Below are 19,767 nucleotides of genomic sequence, written 5' to 3'. Positions count from 1 at the left end.
GTTTCCGGCCGGATTAAGCCGGCGAGTACAAGCCGACCCGGTTGCCTTCGCTATCCAGCAGCAGCGCGAAATAACCGCATTCGCCGTCATGTATCGGCGTTTTCGGCATCAACACTTTGCCGCCGGCGGACTCGACTTCAGCCAAAGGTTGGCTCAGATCTTCGCCGCCGCTGAAATAGACCACTGCTCCGGTCGTTGACGGCTGGTAGTGCTCGCCTTGCACCAGCATACCGCTAACCGCACCGTCTTCGGCCTCGAAAATCGCCAACTGCATATCGCTCATGTCCTCCAGCTTGAAACTGGCGTTCAGCACGCTACGGTAAAACTGCTGGGCGCGGCCGAGGTCGGTGGCGGGCAATTCGAACCAGGTTGCGATATTTTGATTCATGACAGATTCCTCCATTGGTTTAAAAGAGCCGCCATCCTAAAGCAGCCCTGCTGACAGCGTGGTGTCAGCAATGTTTGCCGCTAGCGCCGGCCGCCCAGCAACGACCCCAGCACGCCGCGGATGATTTGCTTGCCGACTTCCTGGCCGATGCTGCGCGCCGCGCTTTTCGCCGCAGCTTCCAACACGGTCTCCGCGGAGCGCCGGCTGCGTTTGCTAGCAGGCTTGCCGCTGCCCAATAACACGTCGCCCCAATCGAAACCGCCGCCAGCCTCGGTTTTAACCTCTCTAACGGCTTTGCCTTTCAGAATTTCGTAAGCCGATTCTCTATCGACCTGCTTTTCGTAATGGCCGGCGATCACCGAATCAGCGATGGTTTGCTGCCGCTCGGCGTCGCTGGCGGGACCGATCCGCGAACGCGGCGGCTTGACCAATGCCCGCTCGACCACGGCCGGCGTGCCTTTAATTTCCAGAAACGACACCAAGGCCTCGCCGACGCCCAGTTCGCCGATGGCCGCAGCGACATCCAACTTGGGGTTGCTGCGGAAGGTCTCGGCGGCGGCCTTGACCGCCTTTTGGTCGCGCGGGGTGAAGGCCCGCAACGCGTGCTGCACCCGGTTGCCGAGCTGGCCCAGAATGACATCCGGAATATCCAAAGGGTTCTGGCTGACGAAATAGACACCGACGCCTTTGGAACGGATCAGCCGCACCACCTGTTCGATTTTCTGCAACAGCGCGGCCGGGGCGTCGTTGAACAGCAAATGCGCTTCGTCGAAGAAAAACACCAGTTTCGGTTTGTCCAAATCGCCGGCTTCGGGCAGATTTTCGAACAACTCGGACAGCAGCCACAGCAACAGCGTGGCGTAAACCCGCGGCGAGTTGTATAGCGTGTCGGCGGCCAGAATATTGATTACGCCGCGGCCGCCTTCGGTTTGCAGCAGGTCGTTAAAGTCCAGCGCCGGCTCGCCGAACAGCTTTTCGCCGCCTTCGTGCTCCAGTTGCAGCAAACCGCGCTGAATCGCGCCGACGCTGGCGGCGGAAATGCTGCCGTATTCGTCGGCCAGTTCCGATGCATGCTCGGCGGCGTATTGCAGCATCGCTTTCAGGTCCTTCAAATCCAACAGCAGCCAGCCGTGGTCGTCGGCGATTTTGAAGGCCGCGGTCAACACGCCGCTCTGCACCTCGTTCAGATCCAGCATCCGCGCCAGCAACAGCGGCCCCATCTCCGACACGGTCGAACGCAACGGATGGCCTTTCGCGCCGAACACGTCCCAAAACAATACCGGTGCCGCCGCCGGTTCCAGTGCAGGCAGACCCAATTCGGCCAGGCGCGCGTCGACCTTGGCGTTGCCGCCGCCGGGCCGGCTCAAGCCGGACAAATCGCCTTTGACGTCGGCCATGAATACCGGCACACCAATCTCGGAAAAGGCCTCGGCCAGCGTTTGCAAAGTAATGGTCTTGCCGGTACCGGTGGCGCCGGCAATCAAGCCGTGGCGATTGGCCATAGCCGGCAACAGGTGCAATTCGGCGGTGGCGGATTTGGCGATCAGCAGCGGTTCGGTCATCGAAAAAAATATCCTTGGGTTGGAAAAAACCGGCCACAGCCGGCAGGTGTTAAAGCAGGCCGGTCAGATCGGCTTCCAGCTCGTCATAGGCGCCAAAGCGGCTGGCGCGCAGGATGCCGGCCCTATCGATCAACAGATACGACGGCGTGCCTTGCAGCCGGTAGCGCTCGAAGGTTTCCGGACGGAACGGCCGCTGCGCGAAATAGGCGCGCAGGCGGGCGCGGATGGCTTGGCGTGCCGCCGGCGGGCGAGTTTCGAAATCGGGCAGTTGTTCACCGACAAAAGCGTCGATCTCGGCCTCGATATTATCAAGCGTTTGCGGCGCCAGCCGATCCATCGCCATCGGAAAGCTCAAGGAATACGGCAGCCGCTCGCCTTGCAGTAGCGCATGCTGTTTCAGCAGTTTTTCGGTTTCGCCGATCACACGGCCGCTTTCCAGCAACAAGCGTAAATTGCCGACCGTATTTTTGTCGAAATCCTCGAACGCCGTGGCCAGGCCCAACACCGTCAGGCCATGGTCCTGGTAGCGCCAATGCAAATCCTCCGCCCGCGGCAGGCAATACAAAAAGCAGCCGGGGCAATTGACCTGGAATACCGCCACCAGCACCACGCGGCCGGCCAAGTCGGCCAGTTGCGTTGGCTGGCCTTGCAGCCATTCGCCGATTGCCAACGGCGGTGCCGGATGGCCGATGCGCGCTTCCACCACGGTGTGCCGGCCGGATTAATCGCGGAAATTGTTGAATTGCAGCGGTTGTTCCAGATCCTCGCTGCGCAGCATCTGGATCACTTCCTGCAAATCGTCCCTTTTCTTGCCGGTCACGCGCACCTTGTCGCCGTTGATCGCCGCCTGCACTTTCATTTTTTTGTCCTTGATCAGCTTGACGATTTTCTTCGCCAGATCGCTGCCGATGCCTTGCTTCAAGGCAATGGTCTGGCTGGCGGTCTTGCCGGTATCGGTGATTTTTCCGCTCTCCAGCGCCGAAATATCGATGCCGCGTTTGCCCATCTTGGCGTACAAAATCGGCAGCATTTGCTGCAACTGAAAGGTGGATTCGGCTTTCAGCAAAATGCCGTCGTCGGTCTGTTCGAAATTGGCATTGGAGCCCTTGAAGTCGAAACGGGTCGAGACTTCCTTGTTGGCTTGGTCCACGGCGTTGGTCACTTCGTGGCTATCGAGTTCGGAAACGATGTCGAATGATGGCATAGCATTGATTTACAAGTATAAAAGCCAGGCAATATAACGGCGTTACCGGCATTATTCAACTGCAATCTGAGCGACGGTGCGGCCTTGTCGGCCATCTGCGAAACGGGTATCTTTAGCCGGCAACGGAGGAGAACCCCATGAAAACACCCCCAAAACACCTGATTTTTCCGGTCGCGGCGCTGGCGCTGTTGAGCGGCGGTTTGCTGGCCGGCTGCGGCCAGGAACAAGCCAAGACTATCGTCGCCAAGCCGGCCGGAGCCCAACATTTACGGGCGACCAGCCTGACCGGCGCGGTCAGCAACAACGCCGGCCCGATCAAATCCGGCGAGGTTAAATTGCGCTCCGAAGCCGGCAAATTGATCGCCAGCACCGAATTGAACAACAGCCCGCGATTCGAGATAGCGGTGCCGGCCAATACGCCGCTGCCGCTGATTTTGAGTTACGGCTCGGGCGCCGACGAACTGGTCAGCGTGATCATCCATCCCGACTCCGGCAAATACGACATTAACCCGACCACAACCGCCATCGCCAAACAGGCCAAGGCCATGGGCGGCTACAGCCACGGCAACATGGTCAGAGCGGCCGAAGAAACCGCGCACGTGCCCGATGCCAACAAGACCACCTCGGGTTTCCGCGGCGACCCGACCACGCAGTACGGCGGCTGGCATTAAAATCAACCGCCGCTCAGCGCCTGAAAAATATAGACTGTGCCATCCTCGGGAACCCGATCCGTTAAAGTCTTCCTATCGACCAGGATGGTATTGTTGACACTGAGATAGACGTGCCGGCGCAGCGCTCCGCGTTCGTCCAGCACATAATCGCTAAATCCGGGGGCCAGTTGGTCCACCGCTCGCAGAACATCGGCCACCGAACCGGCGGCAACCCTGATTTCCCGGTTCTCCAGTAGCGGAAAGAAGCGGTAAAGATGCGAGGTCATTTTTACGGTGACCATCGCGGCTAACCGAAGCGGACCGAGTAAACCGGCGGAAAGTGATTGCCGAGACATTGCCAGGTTTCGCCCCGATCTTCCGACAAATAGACGTTGCCGGTCGTGCTGCCGAAACACAAGCAATCACCGGCCACATCCAGCCCATGCCGGTAAACAATGTCGTAAGCGTGATCCTGCGGCAGGCCGGCCCGAAACGCTTGCCAGCTCCGGCCGCCGTCGCTGGTTCTCGCCACGCACAGGCCGCCGCCGATCGCCATCCGTTCGGAATCCGCCCGCGCCGGCACCACCCAGGCGGTCCGGCCGTCGCGCCCATCAACGGCTATCGGAAAGCCGAAATGGACGCCGGCATCCGGCAGACTAACTTTGCGCCAACTTCGCGCGCCGTCTTCGCTATAAAAAACGCCGCAATGGTTTTGTTGCCAGAGATGATCCGGTTGCGCCGGACAATGAGTCATGAAATGCGGATCGTGGCCCCATTCCGCTGCCGGATTCGGCAGGTAATCCATCAATAAGCCGCGGTTCCGGCCTTGCCAACTTCGGCCGCCGTCGCTGCTTTCCAATACGCCTGCCGACGACACCGCGACGTAAAGCCGGTTCGGATCGCGCGGATCGACGACGATGGAATGAATACCCGGTTCGAACACACCGTAATCGATACTGGCCGGCGTGCCGCCCCAGCGGTTTTCGCTGGTCGCCTCGCCGGCGAACAAATCGCCGCCCCGGCTGTCGTGGTTCCACAACGGCCGGTTCAGCGACCAACTGTCGCCGCCGTCGTCGCTGACGAACAAGCCGCCGGGAATCGTGCCGGCATAAATTCGGCCCGGTTGCTCTACGCTGCCAAAGGCGAGATACCAGATCTTGAACACCGTCGCGTCTTTATATTCGGGCTGCCCGGCCGGCGTTTCGGGATCGAAATCCGGCGTCGGCAAATATTTGACGATATAGCGCGCGCCATCCGGATACTTCAGCGACGACACGTCCTGCCAAGTCTCGCCGCCGTCGCGCGAACGCGACAGTTTCGGCCCCCAGTGGCCGTGATCCAGCGCAGCCCACAAGGTGCCATCGCGCGGATCCCGCGCCGCGTAACAAACCGGAATCCCGGCATGGGCGATCGGCCGGGGCCGCCAACCGGCGGACGAGCGGTCAATAATTACGGTGCCCTTGCGGGTGCCCAGCAAAATTGTGTCTGTCATGGGTTTGCCTCATGCTGGTCGGCCGACCTTAAGACGGTCGCCGTGCAAATAATAACTCGGGACCGAAACGTAATCTCGGCCTCTAAGCGTCCTGGTTGTGGGCGCTGAGTGCCCCCTGTTTTAAAAACACTAAAACATGTGTTTCATAACGAACATCCTGGCGCACTTGGCAACCTAGCGGGCCAATCAGACGATTCGTTACCGACTAGTCGATCGGATGACCATCAAATCGACATAACAGGCCCATCTACTCAAAAAAACATACGCCCCGTATAGACGGCAAAATCGCTCTGGTTACCGGGGCCGGCCAAGGCATCGGGACCGGAACGGCTCAGGTCCTGACAGCAGCCGGCAAATGGGTGATCGTCAGCGATATTGAGGCAGGACGATGGGCATGGGGTGTTCCGATCAACCCCGCCGGGGAGTTTCTCCGCCGCATCGGCGAGACGGACGAGTCGCCAAGGCCACTTTGTCCTTGGCCGTCGGCGCCGCTTCATTCGTGACCTGCGCCGAGTTGGAAGTCAACGGCGGCTTTACGGCCTTCGGTTTCATCCATCCGTTCTGGAACCGGCTCGGCAATCGACAGCAAGCGCGGATTATGGTTGTCGTACTTGCGACAATTTCACCGAAATTTATACGGTTGTTGCCGTGCACTCCACCGAGGCCAAACCGCCCAAGCCAGGCGCCCCGCGACTTTCAAGCCCACTTGCAAACTGGATTGAAACTTGCTTTAGCCAATTATCAATTTCTTTTCGACGGAGCGTTTCATGGCTAGCAATGTGTTTTCCGAAATTTTAAGCGGCTTGTACGACAACCAAGTCATTCCGTATCTGGGGCCGGGCGTGTTATTCGACGCCCAGAACAAGCTGACCCGCGAGCCGATGCCGGCCGACAGCGACAGCCTGATTCTGGCGATGAACGGCGGCAAGCCGATGGCTCCCAAGCTGATGTACGAATTTCCGCGCGCGGCGATGAACCAGGAACTGAAACGCGGCCGCAACTTTCTGAGCCAGTTTTTGGACAAAACCTACGGCGAAACGCAATACACCCGTGCTGCGCTGCACGACTGGCTCCAGGAATGGCGGCCGAAGTACGTGGTCGACATCAACCGCGACACCCAATTGCAGGACAGTTACGCCGACGAGGAACACACATTGATCGTCGGCGTCGCCCGCATCGTCGGCACCGCATTCCGCTTTAAAATCTACCACTACGACGGCAGCGGCTATTTCGAGGTCAGCCAGGAGCAAGTCGACCGCAACCTGCCCATCTTGTTCAAGCCGATGGGCACGCCGAAACCGGAGTCCAACTATATTGCCTCGGATGCCGATTACGTCGACTACATTACCGAGCTGATGGGCGGCTTTGCGATTCCGGATTTTCTGAAGGAATACCGCACCGGCAAAAAATACCTGTTGCTCGGTTTGCCGCTGAACCGCGACTCGGAGCGGATGGTGATGAGCGACATCGTTTACGGTGCCAGCGAACCGAAAGGCTGGTTCCTCCGCAAAAATCCGACCGACAAGGAAAAACGCTTCAGCGAGCGGATGGGATTCGAATTGATCAACGCCGATGTCCAAGACTTTCTGCAATCGGTCCAAGCGGCAGCCGTAGCGGCTTAAACCACCAAGGCCGGCGGCGGTGCAAAATTAGTCAATTGCGCCGCCGCTAGCCCGGTAACGGCAGCGCCGCCAGCAACGGCGGTTTGAAATCGAAGCCGAAATGCTTCGGGTCTTCGCCGATCACGGCGGCGGAGACGATGTAAAACACGTAATCGTAGGTCTCGGCCGGAATTTCGTATTGCTGGATGAATTTCCAGAAATTCTTGTCGCGCGGATTGTCCGGCATGTTTTCCACCATGCTGCGTACCTTGTTGTGGCCGTAGTTGTAACTGGCCATGACCAATAAGCCCGAAGCTTGGGCCTGAGTACCGTAAATGTATTTCAAATATTTGGCGCCGGCGCGGGTGGCCTGGTTGAAGTCGAACCGGGCGTCCTGCTCGTCGTAATCGCGGGTATTAGCCAACGGCCCCGGAACTAAGCCGTAATCCTGGCCGGTCGTCGCTAAAAACTGCCAAGCGCCCTTGGCGATGCCGAAACGGGTTTCCGGACCGACCGCTTTGCTGTCGTAATTGCTTTCCTGCAACGGCAGATACAGAAAGTATGCCGGCAAGCCTTCCTTTTCCAGCTCGCTCAATACGATAGGCGCATATTGGTTGGTTTCCAGGTTACGAACCGCCAGTTGCAGGCGGGAACTGTTTTTCCAGTTGTCGATGTATTGCTTGACCTTGGCCACGAACTCTTCCGGCACTTCCAGTTCGCTTTCGCCGAAACCGCGCGCCACCCGCGTCACCAATTCCCGCTCGTATTCCTCGTCGGTCGGAAAACTCAGCCGCAGGAAATCGACTTGCTGCAGATAGGCTTGGTATTTGACTTTCATCGCCTTCAACCGCTCGCGCTCTTCGGCCAGACGTTTCTTTTCCTGCTGGATGCGCAATTGCTCTTCCTTGATCCGTTCCTGCGACACCCGCAATTTTTCGTCGTTGACCGCGGCCAGAGTTTGGGCCAAGGTTTCCGCGCTTTGCTCCAAACGAATGTCGGCTTGCGACAGGCTGACCTCCAACGTCTTGATGTCGTAGAACATGTTGATCGCCAGCGTCCGGGCATTGTCCAACGCAAACCGCTGGTACACCGCCAAACCGGCGACCAACACCAGCAAACCGGCCAGCGACCAGATCCATTTCTTGTAACTTTTGGTGCGGACGGTTCTGTCCTCGCGGATAAAGCCGCGCACCATGCGGGTATAGTCGCCCATGTCTTCCGACTCCTGCTCCGACAACAGCCGGTTACGGATTTGCTCGGGCGTCAATTGCGGGCGGGATTGACCATGCTGCGGCGGTTGCGACTCGGCCGGCATGACTGCGGCGACGGCGCCCGGTTGCGGCAATACCGGCTTCTGTTGGGCGGTGGGGTCGTTGAGCTTCAGCCCGAACAGTGCCGGGCCGAAACCTATCGTCGCCGGTAGCGCCAATTTGACTTTGCCCGGAACCCGCAGCCCCTCCAGATACACGCCGTGGCTGCTGTTCAGATCGTGCAACCACCAACCGCCACCATTAAATTTGATTGCGCAATGGTGGCGGCTGACCGCCGGGTCCTGGATTACGATATCGTTGTCGGCGGAGCGGCCGACGCGAAAATCCCCGGTAAAGGTATAACCGGCGACGCTACGGCCGGCAGCGTCCACTAAACTGGCCGCCAACCTATTCGCCCCGACCAGCAAAGTCCGATCCGGATCGGCCTGCGCGGCTGCCGGCTTCGAACGCATCAGTACGGTTTTGTCGTCTTCCATCGCTACCTCGTAACCGCCTTCGGCGAAAATTCCGGCAAAGAGTAGCCGATTTCCACGCCGGCGGCAGCTTCGGTTGCGGACCGGTTGCCGGCCGGCTAATTTCGCTGCCGATTACGCGGCGCTGGCGGCGCTATCGGTTACAGCGGCACGCCTTCGTTGTTGCGGGACATTACGACGACGTAACCGTTCTGCATGGTCGGCTCTTGGGTGTAGGTCACGCCGGTATTGCTGATATCGTTCAACACCGTCTTGGTCGCACTGGCCGGGCAGATGACGTGCACGTTACCTCCCACTTTCGCCGACTGGCTTTTCGCATTGACCAACTGCTGTTTGGCTTTCGGCGCCAAATGTTTACCGGAAACCATTTTTTCGTTCGGAACCACGACTTTTTGCGAGTCGATGCGTTGCACGTTCTGGCCGTTCTCGACGACTTGCGAGGCTTTCACGACTTCGGTACTGGCGCCGGTTTCCTGTTGCCAGGCATTCGCCTGCTGCGTGACGGACTGGGTGTAGGGATCGTTCGCTAACATGTAAGCTGTCGCCGCGCCCAAGGCCGCACCGGCGCCGCAACCTATCGCCGCGTTTTTTGCGCCGCCGCCCAACAAAATGCCCAACGCGGCACCTGCGGCACAACCGCCGACACCGCCCAGGGCGGTTTGTTGGCCTTTGGACATACCGGCGCAACCGCTGAGCAACGAAACGATGGTGGCCGAAACAATCAAGGTATTTTTCATGACTAGTTCCTTAAAACGACTTTACGTGGATTAGTTGAAAAAATTGTCGGCCGCCCGGCCGATACCGGGATCGTCGTCGGCAATTCTCCGCTCTTTCTTGGGCTTGGCCGGCGCGGGAGGTTTTACTCTGGCTTTGTTGTCCTCCGCAGCGGAAACCGCGCCGATTTTAGCCGGCGCCGGTAAACGTGCACCATCCAACGGGCTTTCGGCAACCGGCTGGATCGGCACGATCGGCGGTGGCGGCAAGCGTTCGCCGGTATCCGGCTTTTTATTCGGGTCCTGGTCCGGAGTGCCGCCAGCCGCGCCATCGTTGCCGGCAAGCGGCGCCAGCGCCGCAGGAGGTTGCGACGCCGACACTGTGGCGACGTCGGGCGGTTTCGCAAAATCGGCGGCGCCCAGTTGCATCCATAAGAAATAGATCAAGCCGAAAGCCAACAGTGCAAGCAGAAATACCGGGCCCGGATATTCCCGGCAAAAACCCCATAACTTGTTTGACGGCAGGCGAGCGGGCGCCGCCCGCGTCGAATCTGCACATTCGTTGGAGACGGCAATCAGCGCATCGCAAAATTCTCTGGCGCTGGCAAAGCGTTTGTCCGGGTTTTTCTCCAAGGCTTTCAGCACCAGCTTTTCCAATTTCGGCGGAATATTGCCGCATAGCGTATGCGGAGCTTTCGGCTTTTCCTCGATTTGCGATTTGATCAGGTCGTATTCGGTTTCCTTTTCGAACGGGATATGCCCGGTCAGCATTTCGTATAGCACCACGCCGACCGAATAGATATCGGATTTGGCGTCGGTATCCTTGCCTTGAATTTGCTCCGGCGAGACGTATTCCAAGGTGCCGACCAAATGGCCGACCCGGGTAAGCCTGGCGGTTTCCAGGATTCTGGCAATGCCGAAATCCAGTATTTTGACCGTATCGTGGTTGGTGACGACGATATTCGCCGGCTTAATGTCGCGGTGGACGATATTGAAGCCGTGGGCGTGGTCCAGGCCTTCCAAAATGCCGAGCGCGTACTTGACCGCTTTTTGCCACGGCAACGAGCCTGAACGTTTTATCACCGCGTCCAGAGTGTCGCCGTGGACAAACTCCAGCGCCATATAAAACTGCCCGGCCGGCAACTTGCCGAAGTTATAAACCACGGCGATGTTCGAATGGTTTAACCGCCCCAGCGCCACCGCCTCCGATCTGAAGCGGTTGACGATATCCTCCCGGGAACTCAACTCCGGCCGCAACAACTTGATCGCGACTTCCCGTTCCAGCATTACGTCGACGCCTTTATAGACTTCGCCCATACCGCCTTCGCCGATCTTTTCGACGATTTTGTAATTGTCGATTTGGTCCATAGTATTCCGGAGCTTATACGCGGGTGATAGGGGAATTGGCGGCTTGGGTTTTTTGTTCGGTTATTTTGACGACAGCCACCGAAATATTATCGTAGCCGCCGCGCTGATTGGCCAAATCGACCAATACCTTGCACGCTTCCTGTGCCGGACGGGCGGCGCTGATTTCGGCGATTTCGCCATCGCCGACCAGATCGTACAAACCGTCCGAACACAAGACGAAACAATCGCCGATCTCGATCGGTAGCGCTATGTCCGCGATGTCGGCTTTGGTGGTCTGGCGGGTACCGATCGCGCAGGTAATTACGTTGCGGTCGGGGTGGTTGGCGGCCGATTCGGCGCTGATCAAGCCGGCACTCAGCAGTTCGGCGACCACGGTGTGGTCTTGAGATAACTGGCGAACCTGGCCGGACCGGCACAGGTAGAGCCGGCTATCGCCGGTGTTGCCGTAATAAGCCAAGCCGTCGATCACCGCCAACGCCACCAGCGTGGTACCCATGCCGTGGTTTTCGGCCAAAGCTTGGCCGGAGCGGAACACTTCGGCATTGGCGTCGGCAAAACACTTGAGCAACGCTTGTCTGCAATCGGCGTTGCGCAAATAGCCGGAGAAATTTTTCTGAAACACTTCGACGGCGATGCGGCTGGCAATCTCTCCGCTTTGGTGGCCGCCCATGCCGTCGGCAATCACGGCCACCAGGTTGCGGTCGTTGGCGAAGCGAATGCAACCGATGTGGTCCTGATTGCTGGAGCGCACGACGCCGGCGTCCGACAACAGGCCGATTTCCGGAAAATAATCCGCTATCGGCTCGGCCAGGTTCCGGTAACGGGACGCTTTCGGCTTGTCGAACCATGCCGACCACAACTTTTTCATCGGCGTCATTGCACCAGTTTGTGCACGCCCATGATTTCCTGGCCGTGCCGGATCGGGACCGCGAACGAAATCACCGTGCCCGAGTTGTCGGTGCGCTTCGAAGTAAAGATACCGATAACGTGGCCTTTGTCGTTGAATACCGGGCCGCCGCTATTGCCGCTGCCGGTGGCGTTTACTGTCAACTGGTAGACGTCGCCCATCTCGCTGAAATAGCCGTTCACCGAATCGGACATGGTCGTCGCCGACCCCTGTATCACTTTACCGATATTGCCGCCGGTTACGGTCGGATCGGGAATTTGCCGCCATTCGCCTTCGCGGTTGAACGGGTCTTGCGAGCTCATCTTCACGGCAACGTCCGGCGAAACGCCCGGATAGCCCATCACGGTAATCGCATCGCCGGCCGTAACCGCATCCTCGGAACTCATTTGCACCACCGGCAGGCTTTGCGGTACATCGACTTTAATCAACGCCACGTCCGCACTGTCGGAAACCCGGACCAGATGCGCCGGGATGCGCAAACCGGTCTTCGGAAAGGTCACATCTAGATAATCGTTACGGCCCTCGACGATTTTGCCGTGTAACGGTTTTTTTCCGAGCATTTTCGATTTCGACGGCACCCAACTGTTCAGCGACGCGATGTACTTGTTGTCCTTTTCGTATCGCAATTCGGCGATCTCGTGCTTGCTGCAATTCTCGTCGCCGCACACCACTAAAAAGCCCGGAAAACTGAAATTGCGGTTTTGGGTAAGCCAACTGGCCGCCACATGGCGATTGGTCAAAATAAAGCCGCCGGGTTCGACCACGAAGCCGGAGCCGGAACCCGATTCGCCGATAGGCAGACCGCTGTCGATATCCAAAAACGGTTCTACGGTGCCGTCGATATAAATATACCAAGGCCGGGATTCGGTGATGCATTTCCCCGCTTTGGTTACGCAACCGGCTTTTTGAAAGATTTGCTTGCCGGTGGGAATATGAATCAATTTCCAGCTCGACTCGATAAATACGGTGGCATTGCCGAAACTTTTGAAAATATCCGACGAACTCAACGCCTTATTGGCGTTTAATTCGGCGATCTGCTTGCCTTGCTCCACTTTGCTCCTATCCAATTCCGACTGCAGTTCCGCTTTGCTTTGGTAGTTTTGGAAGGCCAGAAAACCGGATATCGCCACAATCACGCCGATAATACCGGCGCCGATATTGATCATCTTTTTACGGCTATTGGTTTCGGCCTGAGTAATCAGCCGCTCCACGGTATTACGGCCGATAGTACGCGGCGGCTCGGCATTTTCCGCAGAGACGTTGGTAGCGCTGGTTTTGGGGATGCCGGCCAACGCATCCAAACTGGGTTCGACCCTGACTTCCCGGGTCGCGGCAACGGGGGACGGCGCATCGCCGAAACGGGTGGCCTTGGCGGCAGCGGGCGGCCGCGGATCGAGGTCGAACACGAATTTAGGGCCGCCTTTACCAAGTTCGACCACGTCGCCGGCATATATTTGCTGCGGCGCGGTTATTTTCGCGTTATTGACCAAGGTGCCGTTACGGCTGTTCAAATCGGTCAGCCAAAACTGGTTTTCGTTTTGAACGGTAATTTTGCAATGGGTTCGGCTGACTAAATCGTCTTTCTCCGGGTCGAACATGACCTGGCAGTTAGTTTCTCTGCCAAAAATCAATTCCTGTATCGGCAATTCGTAACCATCGGTTTGGTTTGCCTTAGATCCCGCCAAGTGTTTTATGATGATTTTTTGCATGCCAATAACCCTTCAGTTGTTATTATTTGGTATCGATTCTAAGCCAGTTTATTTAAGCAACTCAAATTTTTATCCAGCCTAAAATAGACGGTTACGCGGCGATTTATTCCGCGAATTATTTAATCGAAAAATAGCAGATTATTTAGACGGAAGCTTGCGGCAAATCCAACGCTCATCCTGCGCAGCGGATCGGTTTAGCGGCCGCAACCGAACGGCAAGTCCGGTTACGGCAACGAAACCGCCGGCGATGGGCTAACGATTCGCCGACCTAGCCGACTATAGAAGTCCCCTTAATTTGGGCGAACACCGCCATCCCCGGTTGCAGATTCAATAATGCCGCCGATTTTTGAGTGACGTGCGACAGCAGAATTTCGCCGCCCAGCGCTAATTGCACCACAGTCTGGCCCTGGCCCAGATCGGCAACCGCACGCACCTGGGCCGGCAGCACGTTGAGAATGCTGGACGCCTGCGGCGGTTGCAACGCGATGCTGACGTCGCGCGCGTAAATCCTGATCCGTACCGGGCTGCCCGGCGCCGCATCCAGGTAAGGTAGGCTCAAATTGCCGCCGGCAAACTCGGCATGGCTCAAATGGTACTCGGCTTCGTGGCCCAGTAACCGGCCCTGCCAGACGCTGGCCGCCATCCGGTCCGCGGCCAGCGGGCCGTCCAGACTGGTCAGCGTCTCGGCCAACGGGCCGCAGGCCACGGCTTTGCCGGCCGCCATCACCAGCAAATGGTCGGCCAGGCGATTGACCTCGTGCCGGGAATGGGTGACGTACAGAATCGGAATCCGCAGGTTTTGCTGCAGGCCGGTCAGATACGGCAAAAACTCCTGTTTGCGTTCATCGTCCAAGGCCGCCAAAGGTTCGTCCATCAACAGAATATCCGGGCTGGCCGCCAAGGCGCGGGCAATCGCCACCCGCTGGCGCTCGCCGCCGGACAGCCGATCCGGCATGCGCGCCAGCAACGGCGCAATCGCTAACAATTCGATGGCTTGTTCCAACGAAATCTTCCGTTCCCGGCAACGCATGCGCCGCACCGCATAATCCAGATTGCAGCGCACGCTCAGATGCGGGAACAAATTGGCGTCCTGGAACACGTAGCCCAGATTGCGCCGGTGGGTCGGTAGAAACACGCCGCGTGCGCTGTCCTGCCACAGCGTGTCGCCGATGCGTAAATAACCGAGCGGCGCGCGTTCCAGGCCGGCAATGCAGCGCAGCAACGTGGTTTTGCCGGAACCGGAATGGCCGAAGAACACCGTAACGCCGGCGGCCGGCAAACTTAAATCCAAATCCAGCGCAAACTCGCCGTAACTGAGCTTGAAGCGGGCTTTCAACTCGGATGCGTTCATTTGGCGGACCGGCCCAAAGGCTGCACGGATTGGGTCGAGTACAACGCCAACAACACCAGAAACGAAAAAATCAATAAGCCGCCGGCCAGCCAATGGGCCTGGCCGTATTCCAGCGCCTCGACGTGGTTATAAATCTGCACCGATACCACCCGGGTCTTGTCGGGAATATTGCCGCCGACCATCAACACCACGCCGAATTCGCCGACGGTATGGGTAAAACCGAGGATGCCGGCCGTCAAAAACCCGGACTTGGCCAACGGCAAGGCTACCGAGAAAAACCGGTCCAGCGGCCCGGCGCCGGCCGTTGCGGCGGCTTCCAACGGTCCGTTGCCGATGGCCAGGAAGGTATTTTGCAAAGGCTGCACCACGAACGGCAACGAATACAACACCGACGCCGTGACCAAACCGCCGAAGCTGAACGGCAAGGTGCCGACGCCGAGCCATTGGGTGAATTTACCGATAGGGCCGGCCGGCCCCATCAACACCAACAAATAAAATCCCAACACGCTGGGCGGCAATACCAACGGTAAAGCCACGATGCTGCTGATCGCACCTTTCCAGCGCGAGCTTGTCCGCGCCAGCCACCAGGCCAACGGCGTACCCAGCAATAACAGCAATACTGTCGCCAGACCGGCGACCTGAAACGTCAGCCACAGCGCGGCATAATCGGAAGAGTTCGGCATTTTTCGAAAGATTGGATCGGGATGCGGCCTATTCTCGCCAAAGCTCGGGCCAAAACGCCAGAAAATACTGCGGGCAGATTGGCCCGGACAAGGACGCCGGTACCGGAAGCGCGCTGCGCCTCGGTACCGGCGCCGAATTATGGCAGTTTATTTACCCAAAGCCTGCAGCCGGCTCTCGACTTTCGCCGCCACCAGGCTGTCGTAGTGGCGTTGTAGCATCGAATCGGTCGGCCGCGGAAACAATGCCGCCTCGATCTCGCTTTGCAATTGCGCTAGAAAATGCCGTCTCAGGATGGAGTCCTCAGGCACCACGGGTTTGGCGATGCCGCCATGGGCTGACGGATTGCCGTCCTCGGCCTGTTTCGCTTTGGCGTATGCCGACAAAAAGCAACCCAACGGTGCAAACGCGCATGCCGCGACGATCACCATGATCAAACCAACCAGTAAAACTTCGCTCATCTCATCACCTCGAAGATTTCGCCATAAACACAATGGCGGCAGGCGCTGGCACTCGCCTGTCGCCCTCTTGAAAGCCCAGTGGTTTTCGAGCAATTATTTGCAAAATCAATGCCATAGAAATTTACCTTACCGAATGCAAGGTCTAATCAGGGTTTGCGGGCCGGGCGCGGATTGCCGGCGAATTACGGCAGTGGAGATTTACGACAAGCCGACAACAATGCCCGAGGATTGTCGCCGATCCGACAACCTAGCCCTCAAGCGGCGGGCAGCTTTTTCAGGATTTGCGGTTTGAAACAAAGATGCAGCAGCAACAGGTTCTGGCAACGGTTGATCAGCGCGAAACCGGCCAACAGGCTGGTTAACGCAATTTCGGGCAGATAATCGGTATTGTGCGGCGGCGGCAGACAAGCCTGAGCCAAACCCACCCCGCCGAGCATAATCAGCAACGGCAGCAAGTACAGGATCAGTGAGGTCAGCAGCAAATGGCCGTCGTCGATAGCGACGACGACGCGGTCTCCGGCTTGCAGCGCAATATCGGAATCGACCGCGAATTCGCGTTTGGGCAGGACTTTCGCCAGCGTCGCAGTGCCGCAGGACTGCTGTTGCATACAGCCGCTGCAAGCACTGGTTTGCAGGCTTTTGATCCAGGTCCGGCCGTCGGCGCCGATGCGGGTGACGACGGCCGCTTCTTCGATCATGGCAAGCTCGACTTAGGCCCAGGCCGAGGAAATCGACTCCAACCAGGCGTTCAAGCGGCCTTCGCTGAGCTCTTTTTGGTTGTCTTCGTCCAAGGCTAAACCGACAAACTGGTCGCCCAGCAAGGCTTTGGATTTTTTGAATTCGTAGCCTTCCTTGCTGGTCATGCCGACGATGGTGGCGCCGGCATCGGCGAAGGCGTCGTACAAAAAGCCCAACGCATCGACGAAATGGCCGGGATAGCCTTCCTGGTCGCCCAAACCGTACAACGCCACGGTTTTACCGGAAAAATCCGCACCGGCCACGGTCGGCAAAAACTCTTCCCAGCTCTCATTATCGTGGCCGGCGCTCAGGCCCGGAAGTTCGCCTTCGCCATAGGTCGGCGAGCCCAGGATCAGCACGTCGTAGGCCAGCAAATCGTCGACGCTGGCTTTGTTGATGTTGACCGGTTTGTCGGCGACATCGCCCAGTTTGCTGGCAATGGTTTTCGCGAATTTGCGGGTGTTGCCGGTGTCGGTTCCAAAGAAGATGCCTACTTTAGCCATGGTATGTGCTCCTTGTTAAACGAATTAAATTTGGATTTGCAGCAGGCCGGGATTCGCCGCCGGTTGCAGCGCGGCCCAGGCGGCTGCGGTATGGGTTTTCAACGTGACGGCATGCAGCCGGCCGGAAGCCAGCGGCTCGCTCAGCGTCGCCATCACGCCCTGGTGTTGTTTGATCATCGGCTGCTCGGCGAACAAATCGCTGACCACGGTGATGTTTAAATCGCAACCTTGGCCCTCGATGGCGATTTTCGCGCCGGGATATTCGGCCAGAATCAGCGCCTCGACTTCGGAATGAGTAATGGTTTGGCTGGCCGCGGCGTCTGCGGCCGGCTTAACGGCGGCCTGCAACTTCGGCAACAGGCTGCCGTCGTTATGCATCGCCTCGACGATATCGGCGCCACCGATCAACTCGCCGTTGATGAACACTTGCGGGTAGGTCGGCCATTTGGAAATCGACGGCAATTTCTCCCGAATGAACGGCGCTTGCAGCACGTTGACATAGGCGTAAGGAATCTTGGTCTGGTTCAGAATCGCGACCGTTTTGGCGGAAAAGCCGCACTCCGGCGCGCTGGGTACGCCTTTCATGTAAATAATCACCGGGTTATCGGCGAGTTGTTGCAGGATTTTTTCTTTGACGCTCATAGGGGGGGTTCACTTTTCAATTTTCAATTAAGGTTTCGCTATCGCGAAGCTGTTTTAATCGGGTTCTCGCACCCGAAGGCGAGATACTTTCTTTTGCTCCGCCAAAAGAAAGTATCCAAAGAAAAGGCGGCCCGGATGCCGCTTTTTTCCTGCGCTCCTCGCTTTTGAACGGGGTTGCCGAAAGGGGCTCCTGCCCCTTCGGCAACGCGCCGCTTCCTTGCGGCGCCCCTAACGGGCTAATCCGTCCAAAAGCTCCGGTGCTCGGCGCGGCAAACGGGAGTAACCCCAGCAAGCATTTCAAAACCGATTCGAGTCCATCGAAACCTAACATTTTGATCCAATGCGGTTTCACCAAAGTTACCGCCGAAAGCTAAACCCAACATGCAAAAAACAAACTCATCGCACCAATAACACCACTCATTTCCATATGCCGCGCCGAGCACCGCAGTGTTTATCGAGAACAGCCCGAAGGGGCGTCGCAAGGATGCGGCGCGTCGGCGGAGGGGCTGGGAAGCCCCTTCGGGCCGACCCTCGATAAACACTGCGGAGCGCAGGATCAAAAGCGGCATCCGGGTGGCCTTTCTTTTGGTGACTTTTCTTTCGACTGCATGGATGCAGGAGGTAGAGCAATGCAGGAGCAATTGCCGAGGCCAAACAAAGAAAAGTTACTCGGCTGTCGGGCCGAGACCCGACTTACAAACCATCCGTCGCGACAGCGACACTACCCCCAACAACATCGAAAGAAAGGAAATCACTCCCCACCCGACAACCGCTTCAAATCCCCGCCGTCAGCAACGCCGTCCCGTTCCACCACCTGAATCTCGCCTTCGCCGCGGATCACTTCGGCGTTGACGATACAGCGCTTGACGTTAGTGCGGGACGGCAGTTCGAACATGGTTTTGCGCAGCACGTGCTCCATGATGCCGCGCAGACCGCGGGCGCCGGTATTGCGGGCGATGGCTTTCTCGGCGATTTCGACCAGGGCGTCCTGGGTGAACTCCAGCTCGACTTCGTCGAAGGCGAACAACTGTTGGTATTGTTTGACCAGCGCGTTTTTCGGTTCGGTCAACACTTGGATCAAGGCATCGACATCGAGCGGTTCCAGCGGCGCCAGCACCGGGAAACGGCCAATAAATTCCGGAATCAGGCCGAAGCGTTTCAAATCGTCCGGCTGGGTCGCGTTCAACATCTGTTCCAGGCTGGGCTTGTCGTTCGGATTGTTGACTTCGGCGTGAAAACCGATCGCCGTTTTCGGCGGCTGCAAACGTTTCTCGACATGTTTTTCCAAACCCGGAAAGGCGCCGCCGGCAATGAACAAAATGTTGCCGGTATCGACCATCACCGAGTCGCTGCCGTTGTGGTCCTTGCGCCGGCCCTTGGTCGGTACTTTGACTTGCGAACCTTCGACCAGACGCAGCAAGGCCTGTTGCACGCCTTCGCCCGACACGTCGCGAGTACCGAAGGCTTGTTCCGGGCTGCGGGCGATTTTATCCACCTCGTCGATATAAACGATGCCCCACTCCGCCCTGCTGATCTGACCGTCGGCCACGTCCAGCAAGCGCACCAGGATGTTTTCGACGTCGTCGCCGACGTAGCCGGCCTGGGTCAACGTGGTCGCATCGGCCACCGCAAACGGCACGCCGACGATCTTGGCCAAGGTCGAAGCCAGCAAGGTTTTGCCGGTGCCGGACGGGCCTATCATCAGGATGTTGGATTTGCCGATTTCGACGCTTTGGTCGGCCTCGCCCAAACCGCCGGTTTTACTGCCGACGTGTTTCAAGCGTTTGTAGTGGTTGTAGACCGCGACCGACAGGATTTCCTTGGCCAGATCCTGGCCGATCACGTACTGGTCCAGCATCGCCTTCATTTCGGCCGGCTTCGGCAGCGGCCCCTGCATGTCGGCCAGCTCCTTTTTCTTGCCCCAACTGGAGACGACCTGGCTGGCCAGCATCACGCAAGCCTCGCAGATATAGCCTTCGGTGCCGGCAATCATCGGCACGGAGGCCGACGCTTCAATACCGCAAAACGAGCAATGTTTCGGTTCTTTTGTCAT

Annotated in this window: 21 protein-coding genes; 2 read left to right on the top strand and 19 right to left on the bottom strand. The window is 58.1% G+C overall.

Annotation, left to right across the window (positions count from 1 at the left end; all coding sequences use genetic code 11):
- Positions 1-13: 13 nt before the first annotated feature.
- The 4 genes from VXJ35_RS04855 to VXJ35_RS04840 form a co-directional block, all read right to left on the bottom strand.
- A complete protein-coding gene (locus VXJ35_RS04855; protein WP_064020699.1) occupies positions 14-388 on the bottom strand; it encodes a VOC family protein in 375 nt (124 codons plus the stop codon).
- Positions 389-468: 80 nt separating this feature from the next.
- The gene (locus VXJ35_RS04850) at positions 469-1,950 is read right to left on the bottom strand and encodes a helicase HerA-like domain-containing protein (RefSeq protein ID WP_064020698.1); all 1,482 of its coding nucleotides are present in this window, start codon (positions 1,948-1,950) and stop codon (positions 469-471) included.
- 49 nt (positions 1,951-1,999) lie between these two features.
- Entirely contained in the window at positions 2,000-2,653 is a 654-nt protein-coding gene (locus VXJ35_RS04845; protein ID WP_064020697.1) for a peroxiredoxin, read from the bottom strand.
- Positions 2,654-2,671: 18 nt separating this feature from the next.
- Positions 2,672-3,154, bottom strand: coding sequence for a YajQ family cyclic di-GMP-binding protein (locus VXJ35_RS04840; RefSeq protein ID WP_054759361.1), 483 nt, complete (start codon positions 3,152-3,154; stop codon positions 2,672-2,674).
- Positions 3,155-3,291: 137 nt separating this feature from the next.
- Here VXJ35_RS04840 and VXJ35_RS04835 point away from each other — a divergent pair, with 137 nt between their 5' ends.
- Complete coding sequence (locus VXJ35_RS04835) at positions 3,292-3,825, top strand: hypothetical protein (protein ID WP_064020696.1); 534 nt, start codon at positions 3,292-3,294, stop codon at positions 3,823-3,825.
- A 2-nt stretch (positions 3,826-3,827) separates the two neighbouring features.
- Here VXJ35_RS04835 and VXJ35_RS04830 read toward each other — a convergent pair whose 3' ends face one another.
- Both VXJ35_RS04830 and VXJ35_RS04825 read right to left on the bottom strand, forming a co-directional pair.
- Entirely contained in the window at positions 3,828-4,106 is a 279-nt protein-coding gene (locus VXJ35_RS04830) for a MoaD/ThiS family protein (RefSeq protein WP_064020695.1), read from the bottom strand.
- A gap of 5 nt (positions 4,107-4,111) precedes the next feature.
- On the bottom strand, positions 4,112-5,296 hold the full coding sequence (locus tag VXJ35_RS04825; protein WP_064020694.1) for a sialidase family protein: 1,185 nt from the start codon (positions 5,294-5,296) through the stop codon (positions 4,112-4,114).
- Positions 5,297-6,063: 767 nt separating this feature from the next.
- Here VXJ35_RS04825 and VXJ35_RS04820 point away from each other — a divergent pair.
- Positions 6,064-6,918 carry an SIR2 family protein gene (locus VXJ35_RS04820; protein WP_064020692.1) on the top strand — a complete coding sequence of 285 codons (855 nt, stop codon included), beginning with the start codon at positions 6,064-6,066 and terminating at the stop codon, positions 6,916-6,918.
- A 46-nt stretch (positions 6,919-6,964) separates the two neighbouring features.
- Here the strand turns inward: VXJ35_RS04820 and VXJ35_RS04815 are convergent, their stop codons facing one another.
- From VXJ35_RS04815 to clpX, 13 genes are all read right to left on the bottom strand, one after another.
- On the bottom strand, positions 6,965-8,644 hold the full coding sequence (locus VXJ35_RS04815; RefSeq protein WP_064020691.1) for an FHA domain-containing protein: 1,680 nt from the start codon (positions 8,642-8,644) through the stop codon (positions 6,965-6,967).
- 137 nt (positions 8,645-8,781) lie between these two features.
- A complete protein-coding gene (locus VXJ35_RS04810; RefSeq protein WP_064020690.1) occupies positions 8,782-9,378 on the bottom strand; it encodes a hypothetical protein in 597 nt (198 codons plus the stop codon).
- Between the two features lie 30 nt (positions 9,379-9,408).
- Complete coding sequence (locus VXJ35_RS04805; protein ID WP_064020689.1) at positions 9,409-10,722, bottom strand: serine/threonine-protein kinase; 1,314 nt, start codon at positions 10,720-10,722, stop codon at positions 9,409-9,411.
- Between the two features lie 13 nt (positions 10,723-10,735).
- Positions 10,736-11,599, bottom strand: a complete 864-nt coding sequence (locus tag VXJ35_RS04800) for a Stp1/IreP family PP2C-type Ser/Thr phosphatase (RefSeq protein WP_197495967.1) — start codon at positions 11,597-11,599, stop codon at positions 10,736-10,738.
- Entirely contained in the window at positions 11,596-13,338 is a 1,743-nt protein-coding gene (locus VXJ35_RS04795) for a trypsin-like peptidase domain-containing protein (RefSeq protein ID WP_064020688.1), read from the bottom strand. Before VXJ35_RS04795 ends, VXJ35_RS04800 begins: the two co-directional genes overlap by 4 nt.
- Positions 13,339-13,606: 268 nt before the next feature.
- The gene (gene modC, locus VXJ35_RS04790; RefSeq protein ID WP_064020687.1) at positions 13,607-14,689 is read right to left on the bottom strand and encodes a molybdenum ABC transporter ATP-binding protein; all 1,083 of its coding nucleotides are present in this window, start codon (positions 14,687-14,689) and stop codon (positions 13,607-13,609) included.
- The gene (modB, locus tag VXJ35_RS04785; protein WP_064020686.1) at positions 14,686-15,372 is read right to left on the bottom strand and encodes a molybdate ABC transporter permease subunit; all 687 of its coding nucleotides are present in this window, start codon (positions 15,370-15,372) and stop codon (positions 14,686-14,688) included. The genes modC and modB overlap by 4 nt, the downstream gene beginning before the upstream one ends.
- Before the next feature lie 147 nt (positions 15,373-15,519).
- Positions 15,520-15,831: a hypothetical protein gene (locus tag VXJ35_RS04780; protein ID WP_064020685.1), complete on the bottom strand. Its 312-nt coding sequence runs from the start codon at positions 15,829-15,831 to the stop codon at positions 15,520-15,522.
- 254 nt (positions 15,832-16,085) lie between these two features.
- On the bottom strand, positions 16,086-16,529 hold the full coding sequence (locus VXJ35_RS04775) for a SoxR reducing system RseC family protein (RefSeq protein ID WP_064020684.1): 444 nt from the start codon (positions 16,527-16,529) through the stop codon (positions 16,086-16,088).
- A gap of 12 nt (positions 16,530-16,541) precedes the next feature.
- Positions 16,542-17,072, bottom strand: coding sequence for a flavodoxin (locus VXJ35_RS04770; RefSeq protein ID WP_064020683.1), 531 nt, complete (start codon positions 17,070-17,072; stop codon positions 16,542-16,544).
- 24 nt (positions 17,073-17,096) lie between these two features.
- Positions 17,097-17,714 carry a Grx4 family monothiol glutaredoxin gene (gene grxD, locus VXJ35_RS04765; RefSeq protein WP_064020682.1) on the bottom strand — a complete coding sequence of 206 codons (618 nt, stop codon included), beginning with the start codon at positions 17,712-17,714 and terminating at the stop codon, positions 17,097-17,099.
- Between the two features lie 16 nt (positions 17,715-17,730).
- On the bottom strand, positions 17,731-18,066 hold the full coding sequence (locus VXJ35_RS04760) for a hypothetical protein (RefSeq protein ID WP_231914846.1): 336 nt from the start codon (positions 18,064-18,066) through the stop codon (positions 17,731-17,733).
- Between the two features lie 399 nt (positions 18,067-18,465).
- Complete coding sequence (gene clpX / locus VXJ35_RS04755) at positions 18,466-19,767, bottom strand: ATP-dependent Clp protease ATP-binding subunit ClpX (RefSeq protein ID WP_064020681.1); 1,302 nt, start codon at positions 19,765-19,767, stop codon at positions 18,466-18,468.

This window comes from Methylomonas sp. DH-1, assembly GCF_046097555.1.
GTDB classification, from domain to species: domain Bacteria; phylum Pseudomonadota; class Gammaproteobacteria; order Methylococcales; family Methylomonadaceae; genus Methylomonas; species Methylomonas koyamae.
Note: the sequence above shows the minus strand (reverse complement) of the source record. Positions and strands in the feature narration are given on the sequence as shown.